The sequence below is a fragment of the Aeromicrobium choanae genome, from assembly GCF_900167475.1.
In the GTDB taxonomy this organism is placed as follows: domain Bacteria; phylum Actinomycetota; class Actinomycetes; order Propionibacteriales; family Nocardioidaceae; genus Aeromicrobium; species Aeromicrobium choanae.
On sequence record NZ_LT796768.1, the window covers coordinates 812,677 to 836,111 of the forward strand.

The following is a 23,435-nucleotide window of genomic DNA, read 5'->3' on the forward strand; positions in this document are numbered from 1 at the left end:
GCGCAGACCGCCCGCACCTCGCGGGCGACGTCGAGAGGACCGATTCATGAGCGACGGTCGACCGGGTTCGAGTGCGGCGCGACGCGTCCTGCGCCCCCGCACGTGGCGTCGCTGGGCGCGGATGGCGAACTTCGCCGGCTACGACGGCGCCTCGATCGACGACGCCACGATCGGCGCCGGGGTGCGCCTCTCCCCCACCGTCTCGGTGCGCAACGGCAGCCGCGTCACGATCGGGGAAGGCTCGCACATCGGCCAGGGCAGCTGCCTGTGGGCCGGCGACTCCAGCGGCCGCATCACCCTGGGCGACCACGCCCTCCTCGGCCCCGACGTCTTCATCACCGCCTCGAACTACGACTTCGACGCGGGGCCGGGTCCTGTCATGGACCTGCCGAAGCGGGAGGCCGACGTCGTGATCGGGGCGAACACGTGGCTGGGCACGCGGGTCGTCGTGCTGCCGGGCGTCACGATCGGCGACGGCACCATCGTGGCCGCCGGCGCGGTGGTCACCCGCGACCTGCCGCCCGACTCCGTGGCGGCCGGCGTCCCCGCCAAGGTCGTGCGCCGCCGCGGTGCCGCGACGTGAGCACGGCCGACCTGGCGATCGTCATCGTCACCTACAACAGCGCCGACTGGGTGGGCCGCTGCCTGGACTCGCTCCCGGCGGCGCTCGGCGACCTGACGGCCGAGCTCGTCGTGGTCGACAACGCGTCGGCCGACGGCAGCGCCGAGGTCGTGGAGCGTCACGCTCCGCACGCCCGGCTCCTGCGCAACGACGCCAACGTGGGCTTCGCCCGCGCCGTCAACCAGGGTGCCGCCGCCAGCGCGGCACCGTGGGTGCTGATGCTCAACCCCGACATGGACGCCCGCCCCGGCTCGCTCGCCGAGCTCGTCGACTTCGCCCGCCGCCACCCCGAGCACGGCATGTACGGCGGCCGCACCCTCACCACCGAGGGCGATCTCGAGCCCTCCTCGTGCTGGGGGCTGCCGAGCCTGTGGAGCACGTTCTGCTTCGCGTCGGGCCTGTCCACCGCCTTCGGCCACTCGACCCTCTTCGACCCCGAGTCGCTCGGCCGCTGGCCGCGCGACACCGTGCGCGAGGTCGGCATGATCACCGGCTGCCTGCTCCTGGTCGAGCGCGGGCTGTGGAACCGCCTGGGCGGCTTCGACGAGCGCTACTTCGTCTACGGCGAGGACGCGGACCTCAGTGCCCGCGCCCGCGCACTCGGCGCCCGGCCCGTCATCGATCCCGCGGTCGAGGTCGTCCACGCCGTCGGTCGCTCGTCCGAGGGCACGGCGGGCAGCAAGCCCCTCCTGCTGGCCGGCAAGATCACCTACGCTCGCACCCACCACGGTCGGGGCGCCGTCCTCGGCGTCGGGCTGCTGCGGGCCGGAGTGGGCCTGCGCGCCCTCGGCTCGCGGCTCACCGGCCGCGGCGCGAAGTGGCTCGCCACGTGGCGTCGCCGCGACGAGTGGTGGAACGGCTTCCCCGGGGAGGCCCGATGAGCACCGGTCTCCGCGCGAGCATCGTGATCCCCGCCCACGACGAGGAGCGCGTCATCGGCCGCACGATCGAGGCGGCGCTCGCCGGGCTCGACCCGGCCGCCTTCGAGACCGTCGTGGTCTGCAACGCCACCACCGACGCCACCGCGCAGGTGGCGGCGGCGTACGACGGGGTCCGGGTCGTCGAGATCCCCACCGCCTCCAAGACCGCGGCCCTGAACGCCGGCGACGCGGCCGTCTCGGCGTTCCCACGCGTCTACCTCGACGCCGACGTCGTGCTGTCGCCGGGCGCCCTCGAGGCGGTCGTCGGCGCGCTCGAGTCCGGGCACCTCGCGGCGGCACCGCGGCCGGTGTTCGACACGACGGGCCTCTCGCTGCCGTGCCGGGCCTACTACGCGATCCGCTCGCGGCTCGGCTACGTCCGCCACCACGTGATCGGCGCCGGGGTCTACGCCCTCTCGGAGCAGGGCCGCGCGCGCTTCGGCGCCTTCCCCGACGTGATCGCCGACGACGGGTTCGTCTACGCCCACTTCGAGCACGCCGAGCGCCACAACCCCGACGGCGCCACCTTCACCGTGCACCCCCCGCGCACGCTGCGCTCGCTGTACCGCCGCCAGGTGCGCATCGTCGCCGGCAACCAGGAGCTGGCCCACCTCGGCCACCGGGTGCAGGCACCGCGGCCCACGTGGCGCGACGTCGTCCGCGAGGAGCCGCGCCTGCTGCCCGCCGCCGTCGTCTACGTGGCGGTCACCGTCGCCGCCCGCCTGCACGCGCGGGTGCGGTCGACGCGGGCGTGGAACCGCGACGAGACCTCGCGCGGACCCGTCGACGCGGGAGCGGGTCGCTGATGCGCAAGCTCCTGCTGATCAGCCTCGGGGTCATCGCGGCCCTCGTCGCGCTCGCCGTCGTCGCGTTCCTCGTGATCGACCCGTTCGACGACGGTGCCCCCTCGGGCGATGTCGTCTCGCTGTGGCCCGAGGTCCCTCCGGCGCACGTCGACGTGGTGAACGACGAAGATCCCGTGGAGCTGGGCACGGCCTTCACCAGCAAGGTCGAGGGCGCGGTCGCCGGCGTGCGCTTCTGGTGGACGCCGCGCAACGCAGGGCCCCACGTGGCCAGCCTGTGGTCGCCCGACGGCGAGCGGCTCGCCACCGTCGACTTCGGCGAGGCCGGTGGCCAGGAGGGGTGGCGCACCGCGTGGTTCGACCAGCCCGTCGAGATCGACCAGGGCGAGCGCTACGTCGTGTCCTACCACGCGCCGCAGGGCCACTTCGCCCAGACGGTCGGCTTCTCCGGCCAGTCGTTCTCCGGCGCGCTCGAGGTGGAGCCGGGCAAGAGCGGCGTCTACGCCGAGGGTGCCGAGAGCACCTTCCCGACGAAGTCGTGGGAGTCCAGCCAGTACTGGGTCGACCCGCTGTTCATGCCGGCCGGCGAGGTGCCCGAGGCCGCGGCCCCCTCCGTGCCGAAGATCGTCGACACCGACGACTTCAAGGCCTCCGGCTTCCCCACGTCGGCCGACACCGGCGTCCCGAAGGACTGGGAGCCCCAGCAGACGTACACCGGCGACCTGGACATCGACGAGCCGGGCACCGTGCTGGAGGACGTGCGGATCGTCAACGGCGTGCTGCACGTACGGGCCCCCGACGTCACGATCCGGCGCGTCGAGTTCGTCGGCTCCCGCATCGACAACCTGCACGCGAACGCCTGCAACAACGACCTCGTGATCGAGGACTCCAGCTTCGTCCGCGGCGACACCGAGCTGTTCCAGCCGGCCGTCCAGTTCGGCGGCTACACGGCCACCCGCGTCAAGGTCATCGGCCTCTCCGAGGGGCTGCGGGCCGGCGGCGCCGAGCACGGCTGCGGTCCCGTCGTGGTCGACGACTCCTACCTCAGCATCGCCCCGGCGGACGGCTGCCCCGACGTCGACTGGCACGGCGACGGGTTCCAGGCCAACAGCGCCGCGCCGGTCACGATCCGCGACACGACGATCCTGCTGAACCACGACGAGGGGTGCCTCGGCAACGGCGCGATCTTCCATCCCGAGAACTCCGGCAACGAGCGCCTTACGGTCGAGGACGTGCTCGTCGGCGGTGGTGGCTTCGCGTTCCGCCTCGGCACCCCGGGCAGCGTCTCGGGCCTGAAGGTCATCGCCGACTCGTGGGAGTACGGGCCCTCGCACGTCACCACGTGCGACCGCACCACGTGGGGCGCGGGCAACGAGATCGTGTCGGTCTCCGAGGGCGGCGAGGTCAGCGCCGTCGGGCCCCTCAGCTGCGGGCGGTGAGCGACGCGGCGTACGCCGTGCGCTCGGCGTCGGCGACCTGCCCGTAGAGTACGGCGAGCGCGGCCGGGTCGGCCGCCATGATCTCGTCGAACCGGGCGTACGCCGCCTTCGCGCCCTGGTGCACCTCGCGCCCGTACTGGTCGCGCCGCTTGGCCGCGTAGAGGAACAGCTTGTAGCGCAGGTACCGCCGCAGCCGGCGCCGCGCGAGCGACCGCTCGGGCATCACCTTCGCGCAGATGTACAGGTAGTTCAGGACGTGGAAGAACCCGTAGTCGAACCCGGCCGCCCGTGCTCCGGGGGCGACGCAGTGGAACACCAGCGACCGCGGCGCCGCGGCGACGAGGGATCCCGAGGCCAGGACGCGCAGGCCGATGTCGATGTCCTCGTGGGTGGCGTACCCGACGCGCGAGCCCAGCGTGGGATCGAAGCGCAGCTCACGCAGCACCTCGGTGCGGAACGTCATCCGGTAGCCGCCGATGGTGGGAACGAGCGGGTGGTCGAGCCCGTCCTGCACGGCGCCGGACCGCAGCGCCTTCGTGCGCTCGGCGCCGAAGAGCACGAACGGGGCGGGCACCAGCAGCCGCTCGACGCGGTTCCTGATCGCCATCACGACGGGCACGTTCGTCAGCCGCCGGGTGGGCGCGATCGGCACGTCGACGCCCGGCGGGGCCGCGGCCACCGGCGTGGCCGAGATCGCGCCGTAGCGGCGGTTGCGGTCGGCCTCGTAGACCGCCATGAGGTGCTCGGCGGTGTCGGGGAACCACAGCGAGTCGTCGTCGGGGTACATCGTGACCGGCTCGGTCACCAGGTCGAGGCCCTGGTTGCGCTGGGCCGGCAGGTTCGCCTGGTCGCCGTACCGCACGATCAGGGGGATGTCGGTCTCCTGCGCCACCGCCTCGCAGTAGGCGCGCACCGCCTCGTGGTCGTCGCTGCGGTCGACCACCACGATCCGGGCGGCGGGCCGGGTCTGCGCCACGAACAGCGGCAGCGAGACGCGCAGCATGTCGAGCCGGTTCCGGGTGGCCACCACGATGGCGTAGTCGAGCATCGCGCCGAGCCTACCCGCGGCCGGCCGTGCGCCGGACGCATTCGGCAGGACCCGCGGTCCCGCCGAAGCGGGCCTCGGTCCAGGCGAACAGGTCGGGGAACAGGGGCGAGTCCTCCAGCACGAGGCCGAGGTGGTCACGGCCCTCGACCGTGACGTACTCCAGGACCTGGCCGCGCGAGCACGCCCGCGTGGCGAACTCGGCCTGCCGCTCGGGCAGGACCACGGTGTCGGCCGAGCCCTGCGCCATCAGCAGCGGCGCCTCGACCGGCAGCTCCGGCTCGTTCTCGGCCAGCCGCTTGCCCATCGCGCCACTGGCGAAGTACCGGTCGAACAGCGCGCCGTCCTGGAAGGACATCACCTCCGTCGCCAGCTCGGAGTAGGCCTGCGGGTCCGGCAGGCACTCGGCGGCCACCTCGCGGCCGAAGGACTCACCGTCCTCGGTCGCGTAGTCGCTCCACCGCACGTCGTCGTAGGCCGCGTCGTACGAGGCCATCGTGTAGGCGGCGAAGAGCCGGTCCTGCGCCGGGAGCCGGTCGAACGTCTCGCGCAGGAAGGTGGCCGGCGCGAGGGCGGCGACGCCGGCCAGCTCGGCGTCGGGGGCGTAGGTCGGCTGGAGCCCACCGGCCCACAGCGCAGCATGACCACCCTGGGAGAAGCCCCACACCACCGTCTTCGGCGACGTGTCCAGGTCGTCGAGGCCGCGCACCGCACGCGCCGCGTCGAGCAGGGCCCGGCCCGCGCCCTCGCCGATGAGGTAGGGCTGCTCGCCGTCGTCGCCCACCCCGGGGAAGTCGGGCGAGACGAGCACCCAGCCGCGGTCGAGCACCTCCTCGGCCACGTACATCGAGCCGGCGGCCATCGGGTCGGCCTGGAGGCTGGGCGAGCACGCGCGCGCGAAGCCGGACGTGCCGTGGCCCCACGCGACGACCGGCAGATCGGTGAGGGACGTGTCGGCGGGGGCGTAGACCGCGGCCGTGGCCTCGATCGTGGCGCCCTCGCGGTCGGTGGTCGTGTAGAGGATGCGCCAGACGCGGCTGCCCTCGGGCGCGCCCTCGACGGGTGTCTCCTCCAGGAGCACGCCGCTCTCCTGCGGCAGCGGCGCCGTCGACCGCTGGCCGTCGCCGGGATCGCCGCGGGTGGCCAGGACCGCCACCACCGCGACCGCGACGAGGACGACCGACAGCGCGATCGCCACGAGGACCACCGGACGCGACAGCCGCGACCGCAGGGAGCTCATCGTCCTACCCGAAGTAGCGGTAGCGGTGCCAGCGCTGCCAGCGGGACTTGAGGGCGGCCGTCCGGGCCGCCGACCGGGCGTGCGCCGGCAGCCCCTCGGCGGGGTGGCCGTCGCGCAGGGCCTCGAGGTCCGACCACTGGGCCCGGCCGACGACGTCGGGGTCGATCCGGCGAGCGGTGTCGAACGCCTCGTCGAACGCCTCGTCCGTCAGCGGGGACTCCGCGCCGAGGAGCAGTGCGGTGAGCAGGACCTCGTCGGCCAGCCGCCGGCGCACGCGTGGATGCAGGCGCTCGGCGCTGGCGCGGTTCGGCCACGAGGAGAGGAAGCGGTCGTAGGCCCGCCAGCGCTCCCACGCGTCACGTGCGAGGCCGACCTGCATCGACATGCTGCTCGGGTGGCGGCGGTAGTAGGCCTGGTCGACGCCGTTGACGTGACCGACGTCGGCGATCGCCGCGATCTTGAGCCACATCAGCGCGTCGTGCGTGAACGGCAGGTCCTCGTCGTAGGGACCGATCGCGTGCTGGACCGAGGTGCGCACGACGGCCTCGGGCGAGGCGATGTTGCTCCACGACCGGCGCAGCTGCATGCGGATCCAGTCGTCGCCGTCCCACGTGGTCCAGGTGACCGCGGGCCGCGTGGGCCGCTGCACCGGGTCGGTGAGGAACTTCTGCGTCTTGCCGTAGACCAGGCCGATGCTCGGGTGGGTCTCCATCAGCGCCGTGGCGCGGCCCAGCGCGCCGGGCGCCAGCTGGTCGTCCGACGAGATGAGGACGACGTAGTCGGAGTCGGCCTGCGAGACGCCCTTGTTGAACGTGGGGACGGCACCCAGGTTCTGCTCGTTGCGGATGAGGCGCACGTTCGGGTGCTGCTCGGTCAGCCGCTCGGCGACCTCGGCGGAGTCGTCGGTGGACTTGTCGTCGAGGATCGTGACGGTGGTGGTGACCCCCGGCTGCCGCACGATCGCCTCGACGGCGCCGGGCAGGTAGTGGCCGTAGTTGTAGCAGGGCACGACGACCTCGACGTGGGGCAGTCGCCCGACCGTGGGGCGGCTCGGCCAGCGCACCTTCACGCGGCTCCCTCCCCCACGATGCGAGCGAGCGCGTCGACGACGCGGTCCTGGTCGGTGGCGCTCAGGTGCGGGTGCATGGGCAGCGACAGTATCCGGCCGGAGGCCTCCTCGGCGACCGGGAAGCTGCCGGGCCCGTAGCCGAGGTGCGCGTACGCGTCGGTGAGGTGCACGGGCGTCGGGTAGTGGATCGCCGCCCCGATGCCCTCCTCGTGCAGGCGCGCGAGGACGCGGTCGCGGTCGTCGACCTGCACCACGTAGAGGTGCCAGACGTCCTCGTTGCCGGGGCGGGTGCGTGGCGTGCGGACGCCGGGAACCGTGTCGAGCAGCTCGGTGTACCGCCGGGCGGCGGCACGACGGGCCTGGTTCCAGACCTCCAGGCGGCGCAGCTTCGCGCTCAGCACGATCGCGTGCACGGCGTCGAGGCGCGAGTTGATGCCGACCCGGTCGTGCACGTACTTGACCGTGCTGCCGTGGTTCGCGGTGCTGCGCACCACCTCGGCCAGGACCGGGTCGTGGGTGAGGACCGCACCGGCGTCGCCGGCCGCGCCCAGGTTCTTGCCCGGGTAGAAGCTCGTGGAGGAGGCGTCGCCGAGGGCCCCCGCCGTGCCGGCCGCCGAGCGGGCGCCCTGGGCCTGCGCCGTGTCCTCCACGATCGCGATGCCGCGGCCCTCGATCACGCGCGGCAGCAGCTCGACGGGCGCGGTCTGGCCGAACAGGTGGACCGGGACGATCGCCCGCGTGCGGTCGGTGATCACGGCGGGCACGGCGGACGGGTCGATGAGCAGGTGGTCGGGATCCACGTCGACGAGGACGGGAACCGCTCCCATCCTCGCGACCGCGCCGGCGGTGGCCACGAAGGTGTTCGCCGGGAGCACGACCTCGTCCTGCGCCACGACGCCCACGGCGCGCAGCGCCAGCTCGATCGCGTCGGTGCCGTTGGCGACGGCGATGCAGTGGTCGACGCCCACGTAGGCGGCGTACTCCCGCTCGAACGCCTCGACGTGCGGTCCGCCGATGAACTCCGAGGACGCGAAGACCTCGTGCCACAGCGGCAGCACCTCGTCGGCGATCTCGGCCTGCTGGGCGGCGAGATCGAGGAAGGGGACGGTCATGCGCGCTCCGGCTTCTCGAGGACACGGTTGGTACCCACCACGATGGTGCCTGCCGCGACGTCGCGCGATACCACGGCGCCGGACCCGATCACGGCGTCGTCGCCGATCGTGACGCCGGGCAGGATCGTGGCGTTGGAGCCGATCGAGACGCGGTCGCCCACGACCGGCGGCTCGCACGCCCACTCCGCAGCACCGGCCTGCGGGTACCGGGAGTTCGCGGTCATCACGCCGTGCCCGATGAACACGTCGTCACCGATCCGCATCCCCTCGCAGACGAGGGTGTGGGACTGGATGCGCACGTTCGTGCCGCAGACGACGTCGTTCTGGACCTCGACGAAGGGGCCCACGAAGCATCTGTCACCGAACGTGGCCTCGTAGACGTTGACGCACTCGGCCACGACGCAGTCGTCGCCGAACGTCGAGTCGCGGATGCCGATCGACAGCCGCCGTGGCTCGCTCACCGCATCTCTCGCAAGATGGCGTCGGAGGCCTCGAAGACGGCGTCGATCTTGCCGCAGAGCACCGAGAAGAGCCGGTCGTGGTGGCGGACCTCGGTGACCCGGGAGTCGCCCATGTCCGTGGCCAGCTTGGTCTTCGCGGTGACCCACAGCTCCTTCTGGTCGTGCTCGACGTGCAGGTACTCCCCCACGTCCTGCGCGATCTTCGCCGCGACGCGCTCGCGCTCGGCGATCTCGTGACGGTGGGGGTAGTCGGCCATCAGCTCGGCGTGGGTGTCGTAGCGTCGCATCGGCGTGTAGGCCACCGACGACAGCGTGTGCAGGCCGTCGTACGCCGGGTACACCGAGACGTAGTCGCCGTCCATGATCGTGACGGCCATGCTCGAGTGCAGCGAGGTCTTGGCCAGCACGAGGGCCGCCAGCTCCCACTTGATCCGGAAGTGCTTGTCGGCCGGCAGGCCCATGTTGGGGTCGGTGTAACTGGCGTTGATGACGTAGTCGAACGGCCCGAACTCGCGGGTGCCGCTGCGGATCATGCCGGCCGCGGCGTCGACCTCGTCGACGGGCGTGTCCACGTGCAGCACGCCGTCGAATCGCCGCACGAGCCGCTCGCGCAGGGCCTTCACGTCGATCGACTTCTCCAGCACCTTGATGAGCAGCCCGTAGTCGTCGGGACGGCGCAGCAGCTCCCCCGTGATCGGCAGCACCTCGTACTTGAGGTGGAACGAGCTCATCACCGCGAGGTACTCCTCGACCGAGACGAGGCCGTCGTGGTGCACGGCGTAGAGGTTCTCGTCGACGTCGCTGAGGAACTCGGAGTACTCGGCGGTGAAGCGGTCGAAGCCCATGATCGACTGGTAGATCGTGTAGCCCGACCGGGGGTAGTGGAACCCCATGTGCAGCCGGCACTGGTTGGTCGTGCCGGCGCCGATCAGCGGCGTGGGCTCACGCTCGAAGATCTCGACCCGGACGTCGCCGAAGCGCCGTTCGATCTGCTGGGCGATGTGGAAGCCGAAGAAGCCGCCCCCGATGATTCCGACGCGCATGGATCAGCTCGCGGTCCGGCCGACGACGACGCGCTCGAACCGCGCCACGGGCGCACCCGAGACGGCTCCGCCTGCGTTGAGTCCGATGCGCACGTTGGTCAGCGTACGTGTGACGCGACCGACTTCGCTCCAGTTTGAGCCACCATCGGCCGAGAAGGCCGCGGTGATCACCTGGGTGACCGGGTCGCGGGTGAACCGCAGCCTCAGGGATGTGGCGGTGGTGGGCACACGCTGCACGATCGGGGTGCCCGAGCGCTCGTCGATGAGGGCCACGGTGTGCCCGCTCGCGCCCGAGTTGTAGGCCCGGGTCAGCTCGATGTAGTTGTCGTCGTCGACGTACAGCACGATGCCGCCGTGCTGGTAGTTCGCCGTCGGCGCGTACGCCATCGTGGCGGTGACACTCGTCCAGGAGGCCGGGAGGTCGCGGAACACCGTGTTGGTGGTGTTGTTCATCGCCTGCCACAGGTCGCCCTGGCCGGTGGCCAGGCCGAGTCCGTTCGCTGCGTAGGTGGGGGCGAACGTGGCGCTCTCGGTGCTGCGCGCCGCTCCGGCCGCCGTGCGCGCCGCGAAGTCCCAGCCCGCCGCCAGCAGTGCCGAGCGCGACGTGTGGTCGAGCACGTGGGTGTCCGTCGTCTCGGCCGGGGCCGACGGCGTCGGCGACGGCGTGGGGGTCGTCGGCGTCGGCGTCGGGGTGGGCGTCGTCGGCGACGGGGTGGGCGTCGTCGGCGACGGGGTGGGCGTCGTCGGCGACGGGGTGGGGGTCGTCGGCGACGGCGTCGGGGTGGGCGTCGTCGGCGACGGCGTGGGCTCGCTCGGGGCCACCGTCGTGGGCACCTGGACCGTCGCCTCGCGGAACGTCGCGGTGATCTGGGCCGCCGTGGCTCCACCGGCGTTCAGGGCCAGCCGCGGTGACGTGAACTGGCGGGTCACCGTGCTGACGGTGCGCCACGTGGCCCCGGCGTCCGTGGAGAACGAGGAGACGACCTGACCCGTCGAGGCGTTGCGCTCGAAGCGCAGCTCCAGGTCGGTGGCCGCCACGCCCGCGACGGCCTGCGCCGCCGGGGTGCCCGCCGTCTCGTTGACCGCCATGACGATCTGGCCGCCCGCGGTGGAGTGGTACGAGCGCGCGAGCTCGAGGTAGTTGTCGTCGTTGTCGTAGATCGCGATGCCCGCGTGCTGGTAGTTGGCGACCGGCGCGGCCGAGAGGCGCACCCGCACCGAGCTCCAGTTGCCGGGCAGGTCACGCAGGATCGTGTTGTCGGAGTTGTTCGACGTCGACCACAGGTCACCCGTCGTGGTGGGCAGGCCCAGTCCCTGCGCTGAGTAGGTCACCGTGCCGCCGGAGGTGCGCTCGGTGTCGCGGGCGACACCCGCGCCGGTACGGCCCCGGAAGTCCCAGCCGTCGGCCACGAGGGCGGCGCGGTTCGGGTAGCCCAGCGAGAACGTGCCCGCGCTCGGCGCCGGCGGGGTCGGCGTCGGCGTCGTGGGCGTGGGCTCCGTCGTCGGCACCGTGGTCGGCGTCGTCGTGGGCTGCGTCGTGGGCTGCGTCGTGGGCTGGGTCGTGGGCTGGGTCGTGGGCTGCGTCGACTCGTCGGCGGAGGCGACGACGACCTCGTCGTAGAGCGCGGTCGGCTGCGACGTGGACTGCGCATCGGCCCCGGTCAGCAGGACGAGGCGCGAGAAGGCCCGCGTCGACGTGACCGACCCGGCGGGGGTCCAGGTGGAGCCGCCGTTGGTGGACATCGCCGCCGTGATCGTGTTCCCGGAACGAGTCAGGCGCAGCCTCAGGCTCGTGGCGGTCGAGGTCTGGGCCAGGACGATCTGGGCGTTGCCGGCGACCTCGTTGACCAGCGAGACGCGCTGCCCCACGTTGAAGCTTCGGGTCAGCAGCACGTAGTTGTCGTCGTCGTCGTAGACGCCGATGCCGGCGGACTGGTAGTTCCGCGTCGGGGCGAACGACGAGACGTTCAGCTCGACGCGGTTCCACCCGGCCGGCAGGTCGCGCAGCAGCGAGTTGCGCGAGTTGTTCATGGACGACCAGATGTCGCCGGTGTCCACGGGCAGGCGCAGCCCCGAGGCCGAGTAGGCCACGACCGAACCACTCGTGCGCTCGGTGTCGCGCACGGCTCCCGCGGCGGTCTTCGCCCGGAAGTCCCAGCCGTCGGCCAGCAGCGCCTGGCGGTCGGGGTAGGTCAGCGCATATCTCGCCTCACCGCGCGGCGTGACCTTGAGCGTCACGGGGATGGTGACGGGGCTGCCCGCGGCACCCGCGGCGTGGACCTTGATCGAGCCCGTGTGCGATCCCGCGGCGAGCGTGCCGGGCGTGGCCCGGACGGTGAACGAGCCGTTGCCGGTGCCGGAGGCCGGCGACACCGAGAGCCAGGACTCGCCCGAGAGGACCTCGGCGGTCCACTCCAAGGCGCCCTCGCCCGCGTTGCGGACACCGAGCGACTTCTCGACGGGGGCGCCGCCCTCGGCGGCCGCGAGGTTCAGTGGCGCGTCGTCGGCGTCGAGGATCGGCGGGACCGTCTCGGACTTCAGCACCTTCACGGACTGCTTGGTGGCGGTGACCGCCGAGGAGAAGTACAGCGTCGACGTGCCGCCGTCGGTGCGAATGCGGAACGGCACCGCGGCGCCGGCGACGCGCACGCCCGAGACGTGCGGCACGCCCGTGACGTCGACCGTGAAGGTCAGCTTGTCGCGGGACTTGACGAACGCCTCGGCATCGCGCTGCGGCACCTCGGGCAGACCCAGGCGCCGGATCGTGAAGTCGAGTGCGTCCTCACCGTCGACGACGTCGTCGATCACGGTGCGGTTGCGCTGGTGGATGTACTTCACGACGGTGCCGATGGGCGCGCTCCACACGTCCTTCGTGGCTGCGTAGGCGATCGCGCCGTCGTCGTTGGTCATGTCGTGCAGCACGAGATTGGCCCACTTGCCCTGACTCTGGGCCTGGTCGACGATCGTCTTCAGGTCGGCCGGCGGCGTGGGCGCGTGCTCGTGGGAGTTGAAGCTCTTCATGTCCATGAAGTCGGTCGGCGTGGTCTCCTCCAGCGCGTTCCAGTTGTAGCCACGCGCCGAGAGGAAGTGGTCCGCGGCGATCACGCCGTACTCGATGTTCCGGAAGCCGCAGGGCCACACCAGGGTGGAGACCTCGTCGGCCGAGCCGGTCGCCTGGGCGACGCCGCTGATGCTTCCGGTCATGTGCGAGATCAGGCTCGTGCGGCTGACCAGCGTGCACAGGTGGTAGAGCAGGTGCGACCCGAGCTCCATCCCGTCGGCGTACATCTGCGGGTAGTCCGCCGGCGGCGTGGCGCCGTTCATCACGAAGGTGCCCGTGATGCCAGCTGCCTTGAGCTCGGGGTAGCCCGAGGAGAAGCTGTCGTCGGTCGAGGAGCTGAACGCGCCGCGGTGGCCGTCCTTCCACGTGGAGATGCCGACGGGCCCGGACGGATTGACCACGACGCGCACGTCGACGGTCTGGCTCTGGTCGACACCGGGCACGTCGTCGCGCACGGTGACCCGGGCGGAGTGCACGCCCACGGCGAGGTCGTCGCAGTCGGTGGTGACCGTGAACTGGGCCGGACTGACCCCGGAGGTGGCCGACAGGGTGACCCACGGCGCGTCGGCCGAGGCGACCCACGGCAGGTCGTCGCCGGTCCAGGTGACCACCGAGACGGTCTGGGCGCCCTCGCACTGCGCCGTGTGGCGGGTGCCGAAAGCGAGCTGGGACGGCGACGTGTCGAGCACGGAGCGGCTGTAGTCGGCGACGGTCAGTGCGGAGGCGGGCGGGGTCTGCGTCGGCGTGCTGGTGGGGGCGGGGGTCGGTGCCGTGGTCGGTGCCGTGGACGGTGCCGTGGTCGGGGCCGGCGAGGTCGGCGTGCTGGTGGGGGCGGAGGTCGGTGCCGTGGTGGGGCCGGGGCTCTCCGTCTCCGCCGCGGCGGGGCCCTGGAGCGCCGCCGTCAGGACGACCAGCGCGGCGGCGATGGCAGCCGTGCGTCGCCCGGGAGGGTTGAGATGGAGCATCACGCCGTCCTTACCGATGGCCTCTGCAACTCCCGCCCTGTGCGACGCATGAGACCCGAATCTTCACACTGTTGCCGCGCGGCGCGTCATGAACGTCCCCGACCGCGAGCACCCCCCGTGACAGGCAGCCTAACGACTGGAACGACTGCGCTTTGGCGCCTTCACGAATGTTGTGACCAGTGCGACGGATGTGGTTCGAAACGTCGTTCCGGGCGGTTCGATCTTGCTGCCCATGAGCCCTGCGTGACCCGCGTGATACTCCTTTCGAGCCTCTGCTTTACCACGAGTAACAATCCGTATCTGGCATATCAGTGGTCACGCGAGTCCCATGTGCCCCATACTGCAGGGGTGAACACCAAGACCTGGGCTCTGGGATCGCTCGTGGCGACCGTCGCGACCGCTGTGCTCGTGGCCGGTGCGATCACGTCCGCCAAGGCGAGCGCCCCCGCCCCGCGGACCGTCACCGCTGCGGCGAAGGTGCCGAAGGGCAAGGTCAAGATCACCAACCCCACCCAGCGCGTGGTCGGCTGGTCCGGATCGGTCCGGGTCACCCCGCTGGTGAGCAAGGGGGCCGGAGTCAAGGTCGTCTCGAAGCGGATCCACGTCTACCGCGGCGGCAAGCTGCGCCAGGCGAACCGTCGAGCCGTGAGCCTGCGGCCGGGCACCTACCGCCTCGTCATCAAGGTGAGGTCGAAGGCCAAGGGACGGACCAGCACCACGCGCCGCTCCCTGCGGCTCGTCGTGCGCCAGAACGCGTGCGCCACCGCGCCCGACGTGCGCGCGCTCAAGGTGGACGCGGCGTACTCGCCCTCCGTGAAGGGCACCTCGCTGGCCCAGGCCCAGCGGCTCATGCGCTCGCCGGGCGCCCTCGAGCGGGTCGACGTGTCGCAGGTGCTCCAGCACTCGTCGCGTCTCTCCGAGCTGTACGCGGGAGACCCGAACGTGATGGCCCAGGCGAACGCCGAGCTGGCGCCGCTGCGTCGCCTCGCGGCGAAGGGCGTGCGCTCGATCCAGGAGCGCGAGTTCGCGGCCTGCGGTGTCGCGACGCGCTACGTGGGCGTCTTCGCCGAGGGCGAGCTCGTCCAGCTCAAGCGCCTCTGACGCCCTCCCCGCTCAGGAGTTGAAGGCGCTCTGCGTCTTCTCCAGGCCCACCGAGATCAGGCTCTCGACCGCGTCGGCGGCCTCCTGCGTGACGATGTCGGCCTCGGTGCGCTCGGTCTTGGCGAACGGCTTGAGCACGAAGTCGTGCACCGGCTGCTGGCCCGGCGGGCGGCCGATCCCGAACCGCACGCGCAGGAAGTCGCCCGTGCCGATCGACTGGCGGATCGACTTGAGGCCGTTGTGCCCGTTGTCGCCGCCGCCGGACTTGCAGCGCAGTGAGCCCAGCGGAAGGTCGAGCTCGTCGTGGATGACGATGAGGCGCTCGGGCGTGACGTCGTAGTACTTCATCAGCGACGAGACGGCTCCGCCGCTCTCGTTCATGTACGCGCGCGACCGGCCCAGGACCGTGCGCTCGCCGGCGAGCAATCCGGAGACGATGTCGGCGCGGGCCGCCTTCAGAGACGAGAACCGGCCGCCCATGCGGGCGGCCAGCTCATCGGTCACGTGATACCCGACGTTGTGCCGGGTGGCGGCATAGGACGGGCCGGGATTGCCCAGCCCGACGACCAACCAGGTCATCAGCCCTCGGAGGACTCCGGCTCGGCGGCGGCCTCGGCGGTCGTCTCGGGCTGGTCGTGCTCGATGCCGGCATCGGCCTCGGCGCTCTCGAGCTCGGCGTCGACCTCGGCCGCGGTGGGCGCGTGGGTCAGGTTGAGGATCAGCAGGTCGTCCTCCACCGCGAGGGAAGCGCCCTCGGGCAGGGCGAGGTCCGAGGCGAGCACCTGGCTGCCGACCTCGAGGCCGGCGACGGGCACCTCGATGTCGGTGGGGATGTGCGTGGCCTCGACCTCGAGGGAGACGGTGGTGTTCTCGGTGACGAGCAGGACGCCCGGCTCGGGCTCGCCGACGACGGTGATCGCGACGTCGACGGTGACCTTCTCGCCGCTCTTGACGATGAGCAGGTCGACGTGCTCGATGAAGCCCTTGAGCGGGTCGCGCTGGACCTGCTTCGGGATGGCCAGGTGGTTGTCCGAGCCCAGGTCGATCGCGAGCAGCGCGTTGGCGGTCTTGAGCGCCAGCATCGTGTCGTGACCGGGCAGCGTGACGTGGATGGGGTCGGAGCCGTGTCCGTAGAGGACGGCGGGGATCTTGTCGTCGCGACGGATGCGGCGGGCGGCACCCTTGCCGAACTCGGTGCGCTGCTCGGCGGAAAGCTTGATCTCGGCCACGGGGATTCTCTCCTTGGAGGGGATTTCAGTCTGAAGTCTTTGGTCTCGGCGCTCGACACAGCACTCCTGTGGAGCGCCCTGTCGATCACGGTCGGGTGGACCCTCGCCGAGGCAACCCCACGAGTCTAACCCACCGCCGCGCAGGAGCCGAAATCGGCTGCGGGCCCGCGATCAGGCCCAGCGGCGGGTCAGCACGAGGTGCGTGGCGAGCGCCATCAGGGCCGAGACGGCCAGCGCGAGGACCCCGAGCGACCGCACCGTGAGCGCTCCGCTGAGCAGCACGACCGCGGACGCGATCATGATCGCGCCGGCGACGGGCTCGCCCACGCGTCCCTGCAGCCAGCCCGCGGCCAGCCGGGCGAGCAGCACGATGAAGGTGGCGGCCACGAACAGCGCGACGGCCAGCACCACCAGCGGCAGCAGCAGCGTCCCGTCGAGGCCGCCGCCCACGAGCGCCAGCAGCAGCGTGGCGGCGACGCCGATCGCGGCGTAGAGCAGGCCCAGCTGCGCAGCGGCGCGCAGCACCTGTCCCGTGGTCACCTCGTCCTCACTCCGAGAAGAGGCTCGTGACCGATCCGTCCTCGAACACGGCGGAGACGGCCTGCGCGAGCAGCGGCGCGATCGACAGGACGGTGAGCTTGTCGAAGCGGTGCTCGTCGGCGAGCGGCAGCGTGTTCGTGACGATGACCTCGGTGGCGACGGAGTTCTTCAGCTTGTCGATGGCCTCGCCCGAGAACACGGCGTGGGTGGCGGCGATGACGACCTCGGCCGCCCCGTCGTTCATGAGAGCCTCGGCGGCCTGGCAGATCGTGCCGCCGGTGTCGATGAGGTCGTCGACCAGGATGCACGTGCGGCCGGCGACCTCGCCCACGACGCGGTTGGCCTTGGTGACGTTCGCCTTGGAGACGTCGCGGGTCTTGTGGATGAAGGCCAGCGGCGCGTTGTCGAACTGGCGCGCCCACTGCTCGGCCACCTTGATGCGGCCGGCGTCGGGCGACACGACCGCGAGCGGCTTCTTGCCGTAGCGCTTGCGGACCTGGCGGGTCAGGATCGGCATCGCCAGGAGGTGGTCGACCGGGCCGTCGAAGAAGCCCTGGATCTGCGCGGTGTGCAGGTCGACCGTCATGAGGCGGTCGGCGCCGGCGGCCAGGAACAGGTCGGCCATGAGGCGGGCGCTGATCGGCTCACGGCCCAGGTGCTTCTTGTCCTGGCGGGCGTAGCCGTAGAACGGCAGCACCACGGTGATGCGCTTGGCGGACGCGCGCTTGAGCGCGTCGATCATGATGAGCTGCTCCATGATCGACTCGTTGATCGGCGCCGCGTGGCTCTGGATCACGAAGGCGTCGCAGCCGCGGACCGACTCGTCGAAGCGGACGTAGATCTCGCCGTTCGCGAAGTCGTAGGCCGTGGTCGGAACGCAGTCGACCTCGAGCAGCTCGGCGACCTCCTTCGCCAGCGTGGGGTGCGCGCGGCCCGAGAACAACATGAGGTTGTTCGTGGGCGTGCGCTTACTGAGGCTCTTGTTCGTGGCCACCGCTGGTCTCCTGCGTGGTCTGGTCCGCGGCAAGCGCGGAAGGCGTACCCGGTCGCCGGCTCGCGACCCACCCCTCGATTGTCCTCTGTCCGGCGGCGGGGACGGCCAGCGCCCCCGGCGCCACGTCCTCGCGCACGACCGTTCCCGCACCCGTGTGCGCTCCGTCACCGAGGGCGACGGGTGCCACGAACACGTTGTGGCAGCCGGTCTTGACGTGGGCACCGATGGTGGTGCGGTGCTTGTTCACCCCGTCGTAGTTCGCGGTGATCGCGCCGGCGCCGAGGTTGCTCCGCTCCCCCACCTCGGCGTCGCCGATGTAGGACAGGTGCGGCACCTTCGCGCCCGCGCCGATGTGGCTGTTCTTGACCTCGACGAACGTGCCCACCTTGCCGTCCTCGTCGATGACCGTGCCGGGGCGCAGGTAGGCGAACGGGCCGACCATGGCGCGGGGCCCGACGACGGAGTCCGAGCCGTGGGTGCGCACCACCGAGGCGTCGTCGCCGATCTCCAGGTTGCGCACGGTGGTGTCCGGGCCGATCGTGGCGCCCTCGCCGATCGTGGTGGCGCCCAGCAGCTGCGTGCCGGGCAGGATCGTGGTGTCGCGGCCGATCGTGACGCCGGTGTCGATCCACGTGGTCCCGGGGTCGAGGATCGTGACGCCCTCGGCGAGCCAGTGGTTCACGATCCGCGCGTTCAGCTCGCGGCCGAGGCGGACCAGCTGCCGGCGGTCGTTGACGCCCTCGGTCTGCCAGACGTCCTCCAGGACGTGGGCCCCGACGGGCAGCCCTTCCGTGACGGCCTGGCCGACGATGTCGGTGAGGTACAGCTCGGCCTGGGCGTTGTCGGTGCTGAGGGCGCGCACGGCGCGGTCGAGGAACGGTCCGTCGACGACGAGGATGCCGCTGTTGACCTCGCGGGTCGCGCGCTCGGCGTCGGTCGCGTCCTTGTGCTCGCGGATCGCCACGACGGCGCCGCTCTCGTCGCGCAGGATGCGCCCGTAGCCGGTGGGGTCCTCGGGCTCGGACGTGAGGATCGTGACGGCGCGACCGTTCGCGCGGTGCTCGTCGACGAGCGCGCGCAGGGTGTCGGCCGACAGCAGCGGCACGTCGGCATAGGTCACGAGGTAGGCGGCGGCGTCCGCGCCCGCGGCGTCGAGCGCCACCCGCACGGCGTCGCCCGTGCCGCGCTGCTCGGTCTGGACGGCGATCGTGGCGGAGGGGTCGAGTGCGGCGACGGCGGCCTCGACCTGCTCGCGGTCGTGGCCCACCACGGTGACGACCCGGTCGATCCCGGCGGCCCGCACGGCATCGAGCGCATGGCCCAGCATGGGACGCCCGGCGATCTCGTGCAGCACCTTCGCCCGACGTGACTTCATGCGTGTCCCGGCCCCTGCGGCCAGGACGATCGCGGTGACCTGCTCGCTCACGGCACTCCTCGGTTGACGACCTTCCGAGTGTAGGTGTCCCCCGGACACGCGGCGGGTCAGTCGCCGTCGAGACGCTCCATGAGGTCGACCGCCGCCCGGGCGTAGTCGCTGATCCAGCGGTCGTGGATGCGCTTGATCGGCAGCGGCGCGAGGGCGAGGTGGCGCTCGCGGCCGACCTTGCGACCGGTGACGAGCTCGGCGCGCTCGAGCACGCGCAGGTGCTGCAGGACGGTGGTGCGGTCGAGGGTGTCGAACACCGCGCACAGGGCGCCCGTCGTGAGGGGCTCCTCGCGCAGCGCGTCGAGCATCCGGCGGCGCACGGGGTTGGCCAGGGCCTTGAAGACGAGGTCGTCGTCACTCCTGTTCACGGCGGCCTTCATGTTGTAAATTTACAACACATGAGCCCATCTGATGATCTCGACACCCTGTCGTTCACCGTCTCCGGCCGCATCGCCCGACCCTGTGTCGAGGTGTACGAGGCCATCGCCGACCCCGAGCAGCTCTCGCGGTACTTCACGACGGGAGGCGCACGCGGCCGCCTCGAACCCGGCGCCGAGGTGAGCTGGGACTTCCACGACTACCCCGGCCGCTTCCCCGTGACCGTCGTCGAGGCCGACCCGCCCCGCCGCCTCGTCATCGAGTGGGAGGGCAGCGCGACGACGGGCGACACCGGCACGACGCGGACGACCTTCGAGCTCGAGCCCGTCGAGGGCGACGAGAGCCGCACCCTCGTGACCATTACCGAGCAGTCGTGGACCGTGACGCCCGAAGGCGCCAGGAACGCGTTCGGCAACTGCGAGGGCTGGACGGGAATGCTCGCGGCCCTCAAGGTGTGGGTCGAGCACGGGATCAACCTGCGCGAGGGCTTCTACCGCTGAGTTCGCTCCCCGGGTAGGAGTCGAACCTACGTCGCTAGTCCTGATTCAAAGTCAGGCGGGCCCTGCCGGCAGACCAACCGGGGATCGGTGGCCTCAGGCTACCGGAGCCGTTCGGGCTCCCGACGCCCCGCGAGGGCTCCGCGGGAACTATCTCTACGTCAAGATTCTTGATGGTCTACCGTGGCGACATGGACGAGGTCGACGAGATCGTCGCGGCGTGGCGCCGCGAGCGCCCGGACGTCGAGGTCTCCCCGCTGGAGGTCTTCAGCCGGCTGATGCGGCTGGCCAAGCACCTCGAGCGGCTGCGCAAGCAGGCCTTCACCACGCACGAGCTCGAGGTGTGGGAGTGGGACGTGCTCTCGGCGCTGCGCCGCTCGGGCGAGCCGTACGAGCTCTCCCCCGGTCAGCTCGTCGCGGCCACGATGGTCACGAGCGGCACCATGACCAACCGCGTCGACCGGCTCGTCCAGCGCGGGCTGGTGCAGCGGCGCCCCGCCCCCTCCGACCGGCGCGGCGTGCTGGTGCGGCTGACGCCGGAGGGCCGCCGTCGCGTCGACGGCGCGCTCGACACGCTGCTGGCCCTGGAGACCACGATCCTGGAGAACCTCCCGGAGTCCGAGCGCGACCACGTCGCCGACGCGCTGCGCACCCTCACGGCCCACTTCAGCGCCTGACCCGCGCGGCGGATCCGCGCCCCCTCTCCACTTTTGGAACGCGTTGCACCGTTCCGCAGTGGGAAAGGGTGCAACGCGTTCCAAAAGTGGCGACGGAGGACGGCAGGCGCGCGTCAGGACTCGAGCTCGGCCGAGGCCTCGAGCCAGGCCTCCTCGGTGGCCTCGAGCTCCTCGGCCAGCGGCCGGCGCTCCGCGTCGAGCTCCATGAGGCGCGAGGGCTGGCTCGAGGCATCGACCATCGCCCGGTCGAGGTCCGCGATCCGCTCGGTGAGCCGCTCGATCTGGCGCTCCATCCGGATGACGTCCTTCTTCAGCTGGCGCTCGTTCTGACCGCCGCGCTGCGACACGGACGCCGCCGGCTTCGCGGGCGCCTCGGCCGCGGCGGCGGGCTGGGCGGCCCGGAGCCGGAGGTACTCGTCCACCCCGCCAGGCAGGTGGCGCAGATGCGAGTCGAGGACGGCGAACTGGTGGTCGGTGACGCGCTCGAGCAGGTAGCGGTCGTGCGACACCACCAGCAGCGTGCCGGGCCACGTGTCGAGGAGGTCCTCGATGGCCGCGAGCATGTCGGTGTCCATGTCGTTCGTCGGCTCGTCGAGGATCAACACGTTCGGCTCGTCGAGCAGGATCAGCATGAGCTGCAGGCGTCGCTTCTGGCCGCCCGAGAGGTCGCGCACCGGCGTGGACAGCTGGGCCGACGTGAAGCCCAGCCGCTCCAGCAGCTGGCCCGGCGTCATCTCCTTGCCCTCGGTCTCGTAGGACGTGCGCCTGCGCCCGACGACCTCGCTGACGCGATCGTCGGCCACGGCGTCCAGGTCGGCCAGGTGCTGCGTGAGGGCCGAGATCTTGACCGTCTTGCCGCGCTTGACGCGGCCGGAGGTGGCCGTCACCTCACCCGTCACCAGGCCGAGCAGGGTGCTCTTGCCCGCGCCGTTCGGGCCGAGGATGCCGACCCGGTCGCCCGGGCCGATCCGCCACTCCACGTCGCGCAGGACGGGACGGTCGTCGTAGGAGACCGAGACGTCGAGGATGTCGACGACGTCCTTGCCCAGCCGTGCCGTCGCGAGCTTGGACAGGGAGACCGAGTCGCGCACGGGCGGCTCGCGCTCGATCAGCTCGTTCGCCGCGTCGATGCGGAACTTGGGCTTCGACGTCCGGGCGGGCGCACCGCGTCGCAGCCAGGCGAGCTCCTTGCGCATGAGGTTCTGGCGCCGCTCCTCGCTCGCGGCGGCCTGCCGGTCGCGCTCCACGCGCTGCAGCACGTAGGCCGCGTAGCCGCCCTCGTAGGCGTCAACGCGCGCGTCGTGGACCTCCCACGTCAGCGTGCAGACCTCGTCGAGGAACCAGCGGTCGTGGGTCACCACGAGGAGCGCCTCGCTGCGCCGCCGCACGTGGTCGGCGAGCCAGGTGACGCCCTCGAGGTCGAGGTGGTTGGTGGGCTCGTCGAGGATCAGTAGGTCCCAGCGCCGCACCAGCGTGCGCGCCAGCGCGACGCGGCGCCGCTGCCCGCCGCTGAGGGTGCCGACCTCCGCGTGGTGGTCCACGTCGCCCATCAGCCCGGAGAGCACGTCACGGACCGCCGGGTCGGACGCCCACTCGTGCTCGGGCCGGTCGCCCACGACGGAGCCGATCGCGGTCAGGCCGGGGTCGAGGACGTCGTCCTGCTCGACCACGCCGACGCGCAGGTCGCGGCGCCACGTGACGCGGCCGGAGTCGGGCTCGAGCCGCTTGGCCAGGATGCGCAGCAGGGTGGACTTGCCGTCGCCGTTGCGGCCCACGACGCCGATCCGGTCGCCGTCGCCGACGCCGATCGTGACGTCGGACAGGACGGTGCCGGACGGGAAGGACTGCGCGATGCGCTCGCCGACGACGAGGGGCGGCATCAGACGAGCCGCGCCCCGGAAACGGGCCCGCGGGACTGGATGACGTCGGCCGCCGACCCCGTGCTGGCGAGCGCCATCGCGAGGTCGAGCGCGTGCTCCTCGGAGGCGGCCAGGAAGGCGGTGGTGGGACCGGAGCCCGAGATCACGGCGCCGAGCGCACCGGCCTCGAGGCCGACCTCGAGGGTGTCGGCCAGCTCGGGACGCAGCGACAGCGAGGCGTCCGTGAGGTCGTTGGAGAGGGCGCGCCCGAGAGCGTGGGCATCGCCGGCGCGCAGGGCGTTGATCAGCTCGTCGGGCACCTCGGGCTCGGCGGGCGCGTCCGGGCTGAGCCGGTCGAACTCGGCGTAGACCGCGGCGGTCGAGAGTCCTTCGGACGACGTGGCGAACACCCAGTGGTAGCTGCCGCGCGCCAGGACGGGGCTGACGGTCTCGCCGCGGCCGCCGCCGACGGCGTTGCCGCCGTGCAGCAGGAACGGGACGTCGCTGCCCAGCTCGGCGGCCAGCGGCTCGAGGTCGGCGCGGCCCAGCCCGCCTCCCCACAGCTCGTTGCAGCCCACGAGGGCCGCGGCCGCGTCGGCGGAGCCACCGGCCATGCCGCCGGCCACCGGGATGACCTTGCGGATCGCGATGTCCGCGCCGAGGTCCGGGTCGCCGAGCCGCTCGCGCAGCAGCTGCGCCGCGCGGACCGCGATGTTGTCGGGTCCCTCGGGGACGCTCATGCCCTCGGGAAGGTCGAACTCGGTGTGCACGGCGACGCTCAGCTCGCCGTCCTCGCGCGCCGTGATGCGCAGCTCGTCGTGGAGGTCCACGGCCTGGTAGACGGTGGCCAGCGGGTGGAACCCGTCAGGGCGCACGCGTCCCACGCCCAAGCACAGGTTGATCTTGGCCGGAACGCGCACGGTCACCCTCGTCACCACGGGCACCAACCTAACG

22 protein-coding genes and 1 tRNA gene are annotated in these 23,435 nt (G+C 71.9%); 7 read left to right on the forward strand and 16 right to left on the reverse strand.

Features of this window, described 5'->3' with window-relative positions:
• Nucleotides 1-46 precede the first annotated feature (46 nt).
• The 4 genes from B5D60_RS03965 to B5D60_RS03980 are packed head-to-tail and all read left to right on the forward strand — an operon-like array spanning nucleotide 47 to nucleotide 3,784.
• Nucleotides 47-583, forward strand: coding sequence for an acyltransferase (locus tag B5D60_RS03965; protein ID WP_231948965.1), 537 nt, complete (start codon nucleotides 47-49; stop codon nucleotides 581-583).
• On the forward strand, nucleotides 580-1,503 hold the full coding sequence (locus B5D60_RS03970) for a glycosyltransferase family 2 protein (protein WP_078698947.1): 924 nt from the start codon (nucleotides 580-582) through the stop codon (nucleotides 1,501-1,503). Before B5D60_RS03965 ends, B5D60_RS03970 begins: the two co-directional genes overlap by 4 nt.
• Complete coding sequence (locus B5D60_RS03975) at nucleotides 1,500-2,348, forward strand: glycosyltransferase (RefSeq protein WP_078698948.1); 849 nt, start codon at nucleotides 1,500-1,502, stop codon at nucleotides 2,346-2,348. The genes B5D60_RS03970 and B5D60_RS03975 overlap by 4 nt, the downstream gene beginning before the upstream one ends.
• Complete coding sequence (locus B5D60_RS03980) at nucleotides 2,348-3,784, forward strand: DUF4082 domain-containing protein (RefSeq protein WP_078698949.1); 1,437 nt, start codon at nucleotides 2,348-2,350, stop codon at nucleotides 3,782-3,784. Before B5D60_RS03975 ends, B5D60_RS03980 begins: the two co-directional genes overlap by 1 nt.
• Here the strand turns inward: B5D60_RS03980 and B5D60_RS03985 are convergent.
• The 7 genes from B5D60_RS03985 to B5D60_RS17030 are packed head-to-tail and all read right to left on the reverse strand — an operon-like array spanning nucleotide 3,768 to nucleotide 13,780.
• Entirely contained in the window at nucleotides 3,768-4,832 is a 1,065-nt protein-coding gene (locus B5D60_RS03985; protein ID WP_078698950.1) for a glycosyltransferase family 2 protein, read from the reverse strand. The two genes, B5D60_RS03980 and B5D60_RS03985, sit on opposite strands and share 17 nt — an antisense overlap.
• Nucleotides 4,833-4,842: 10 nt before the next feature.
• Nucleotides 4,843-6,069: a lipase family protein gene (locus tag B5D60_RS03990; RefSeq protein ID WP_078698951.1), complete on the reverse strand. Its 1,227-nt coding sequence runs from the start codon at nucleotides 6,067-6,069 to the stop codon at nucleotides 4,843-4,845.
• A 4-nt stretch (nucleotides 6,070-6,073) separates the two neighbouring features.
• Nucleotides 6,074-7,138 carry a glycosyltransferase family 2 protein gene (locus B5D60_RS03995; protein WP_078698952.1) on the reverse strand — a complete coding sequence of 355 codons (1,065 nt, stop codon included), beginning with the start codon at nucleotides 7,136-7,138 and terminating at the stop codon, nucleotides 6,074-6,076.
• On the reverse strand, nucleotides 7,135-8,250 hold the full coding sequence (locus B5D60_RS04000) for a DegT/DnrJ/EryC1/StrS family aminotransferase (RefSeq protein WP_078698953.1): 1,116 nt from the start codon (nucleotides 8,248-8,250) through the stop codon (nucleotides 7,135-7,137). Before B5D60_RS04000 ends, B5D60_RS03995 begins: the two co-directional genes overlap by 4 nt.
• Complete coding sequence (locus B5D60_RS04005) at nucleotides 8,247-8,711, reverse strand: acyltransferase (protein WP_078698954.1); 465 nt, start codon at nucleotides 8,709-8,711, stop codon at nucleotides 8,247-8,249. Before B5D60_RS04005 ends, B5D60_RS04000 begins: the two co-directional genes overlap by 4 nt.
• Complete coding sequence (locus B5D60_RS04010) at nucleotides 8,708-9,754, reverse strand: FAD-dependent oxidoreductase (RefSeq protein WP_078698955.1); 1,047 nt, start codon at nucleotides 9,752-9,754, stop codon at nucleotides 8,708-8,710. Before B5D60_RS04010 ends, B5D60_RS04005 begins: the two co-directional genes overlap by 4 nt.
• Nucleotides 9,755-9,757: 3 nt before the next feature.
• Nucleotides 9,758-13,780 (reverse strand): beta-xylosidase family glycoside hydrolase, encoded by a 4,023-nt coding sequence (locus B5D60_RS17030; protein ID WP_197684399.1) that lies wholly within the window; start codon nucleotides 13,778-13,780, stop codon nucleotides 9,758-9,760.
• Between the two features lie 348 nt (nucleotides 13,781-14,128).
• Here B5D60_RS17030 and B5D60_RS04025 point away from each other — a divergent pair, with 348 nt between their 5' ends.
• Nucleotides 14,129-14,881, forward strand: a complete 753-nt coding sequence (locus tag B5D60_RS04025; protein ID WP_078698957.1) for a hypothetical protein — start codon at nucleotides 14,129-14,131, stop codon at nucleotides 14,879-14,881.
• A 12-nt stretch (nucleotides 14,882-14,893) separates the two neighbouring features.
• Here the strand turns inward: B5D60_RS04025 and pth are convergent, their stop codons facing one another.
• From pth to B5D60_RS04055, 6 genes are all read right to left on the reverse strand, one after another.
• On the reverse strand, nucleotides 14,894-15,460 hold the full coding sequence (gene pth, locus B5D60_RS04030) for an aminoacyl-tRNA hydrolase (RefSeq protein WP_078698958.1): 567 nt from the start codon (nucleotides 15,458-15,460) through the stop codon (nucleotides 14,894-14,896).
• The gene (locus B5D60_RS04035) at nucleotides 15,460-16,110 is read right to left on the reverse strand and encodes a 50S ribosomal protein L25/general stress protein Ctc (RefSeq protein WP_078698959.1); all 651 of its coding nucleotides are present in this window, start codon (nucleotides 16,108-16,110) and stop codon (nucleotides 15,460-15,462) included. Before B5D60_RS04035 ends, pth begins: the two co-directional genes overlap by 1 nt.
• Nucleotides 16,111-16,281: 171 nt before the next feature.
• Nucleotides 16,282-16,650, reverse strand: a complete 369-nt coding sequence (locus B5D60_RS04040) for a hypothetical protein (RefSeq protein ID WP_078698960.1) — start codon at nucleotides 16,648-16,650, stop codon at nucleotides 16,282-16,284.
• A gap of 7 nt (nucleotides 16,651-16,657) precedes the next feature.
• On the reverse strand, nucleotides 16,658-17,596 hold the full coding sequence (locus B5D60_RS04045) for a ribose-phosphate diphosphokinase (protein ID WP_078701273.1): 939 nt from the start codon (nucleotides 17,594-17,596) through the stop codon (nucleotides 16,658-16,660).
• A 22-nt stretch (nucleotides 17,597-17,618) separates the two neighbouring features.
• Nucleotides 17,619-19,070, reverse strand: a complete 1,452-nt coding sequence (glmU, locus tag B5D60_RS04050) for a bifunctional UDP-N-acetylglucosamine diphosphorylase/glucosamine-1-phosphate N-acetyltransferase GlmU (RefSeq protein WP_078698961.1) — start codon at nucleotides 19,068-19,070, stop codon at nucleotides 17,619-17,621.
• A 56-nt stretch (nucleotides 19,071-19,126) separates the two neighbouring features.
• Nucleotides 19,127-19,438 (reverse strand): ArsR/SmtB family transcription factor, encoded by a 312-nt coding sequence (locus B5D60_RS04055; RefSeq protein ID WP_231948967.1) that lies wholly within the window; start codon nucleotides 19,436-19,438, stop codon nucleotides 19,127-19,129.
• A 30-nt stretch (nucleotides 19,439-19,468) separates the two neighbouring features.
• On the opposite strand from B5D60_RS04055, the gene B5D60_RS04060 reads away from it, so the two are divergent.
• Nucleotides 19,469-19,948: an SRPBCC domain-containing protein gene (locus B5D60_RS04060; RefSeq protein ID WP_078698963.1), complete on the forward strand. Its 480-nt coding sequence runs from the start codon at nucleotides 19,469-19,471 to the stop codon at nucleotides 19,946-19,948.
• A 5-nt stretch (nucleotides 19,949-19,953) separates the two neighbouring features.
• Here the strand turns inward: B5D60_RS04060 and B5D60_RS04065 are convergent.
• Nucleotides 19,954-20,032: transfer RNA gene (locus tag B5D60_RS04065), tRNA-Gln, on the reverse strand.
• Nucleotides 20,033-20,136: 104 nt separating this feature from the next.
• Here B5D60_RS04065 and B5D60_RS04070 point away from each other — a divergent pair.
• Complete coding sequence (locus B5D60_RS04070) at nucleotides 20,137-20,622, forward strand: MarR family winged helix-turn-helix transcriptional regulator (protein WP_078701274.1); 486 nt, start codon at nucleotides 20,137-20,139, stop codon at nucleotides 20,620-20,622.
• Nucleotides 20,623-20,735: 113 nt separating this feature from the next.
• Here the strand turns inward: B5D60_RS04070 and B5D60_RS04075 are convergent, their stop codons facing one another.
• On the reverse strand, nucleotides 20,736-22,502 hold the full coding sequence (locus B5D60_RS04075; protein WP_078698964.1) for an ABC-F family ATP-binding cassette domain-containing protein: 1,767 nt from the start codon (nucleotides 22,500-22,502) through the stop codon (nucleotides 20,736-20,738).
• The gene (locus tag B5D60_RS04080; RefSeq protein WP_331712496.1) at nucleotides 22,502-23,419 is read right to left on the reverse strand and encodes a 4-(cytidine 5'-diphospho)-2-C-methyl-D-erythritol kinase; all 918 of its coding nucleotides are present in this window, start codon (nucleotides 23,417-23,419) and stop codon (nucleotides 22,502-22,504) included. Before B5D60_RS04080 ends, B5D60_RS04075 begins: the two co-directional genes overlap by 1 nt.
• Nucleotides 23,420-23,435 lie beyond the last annotated feature (16 nt).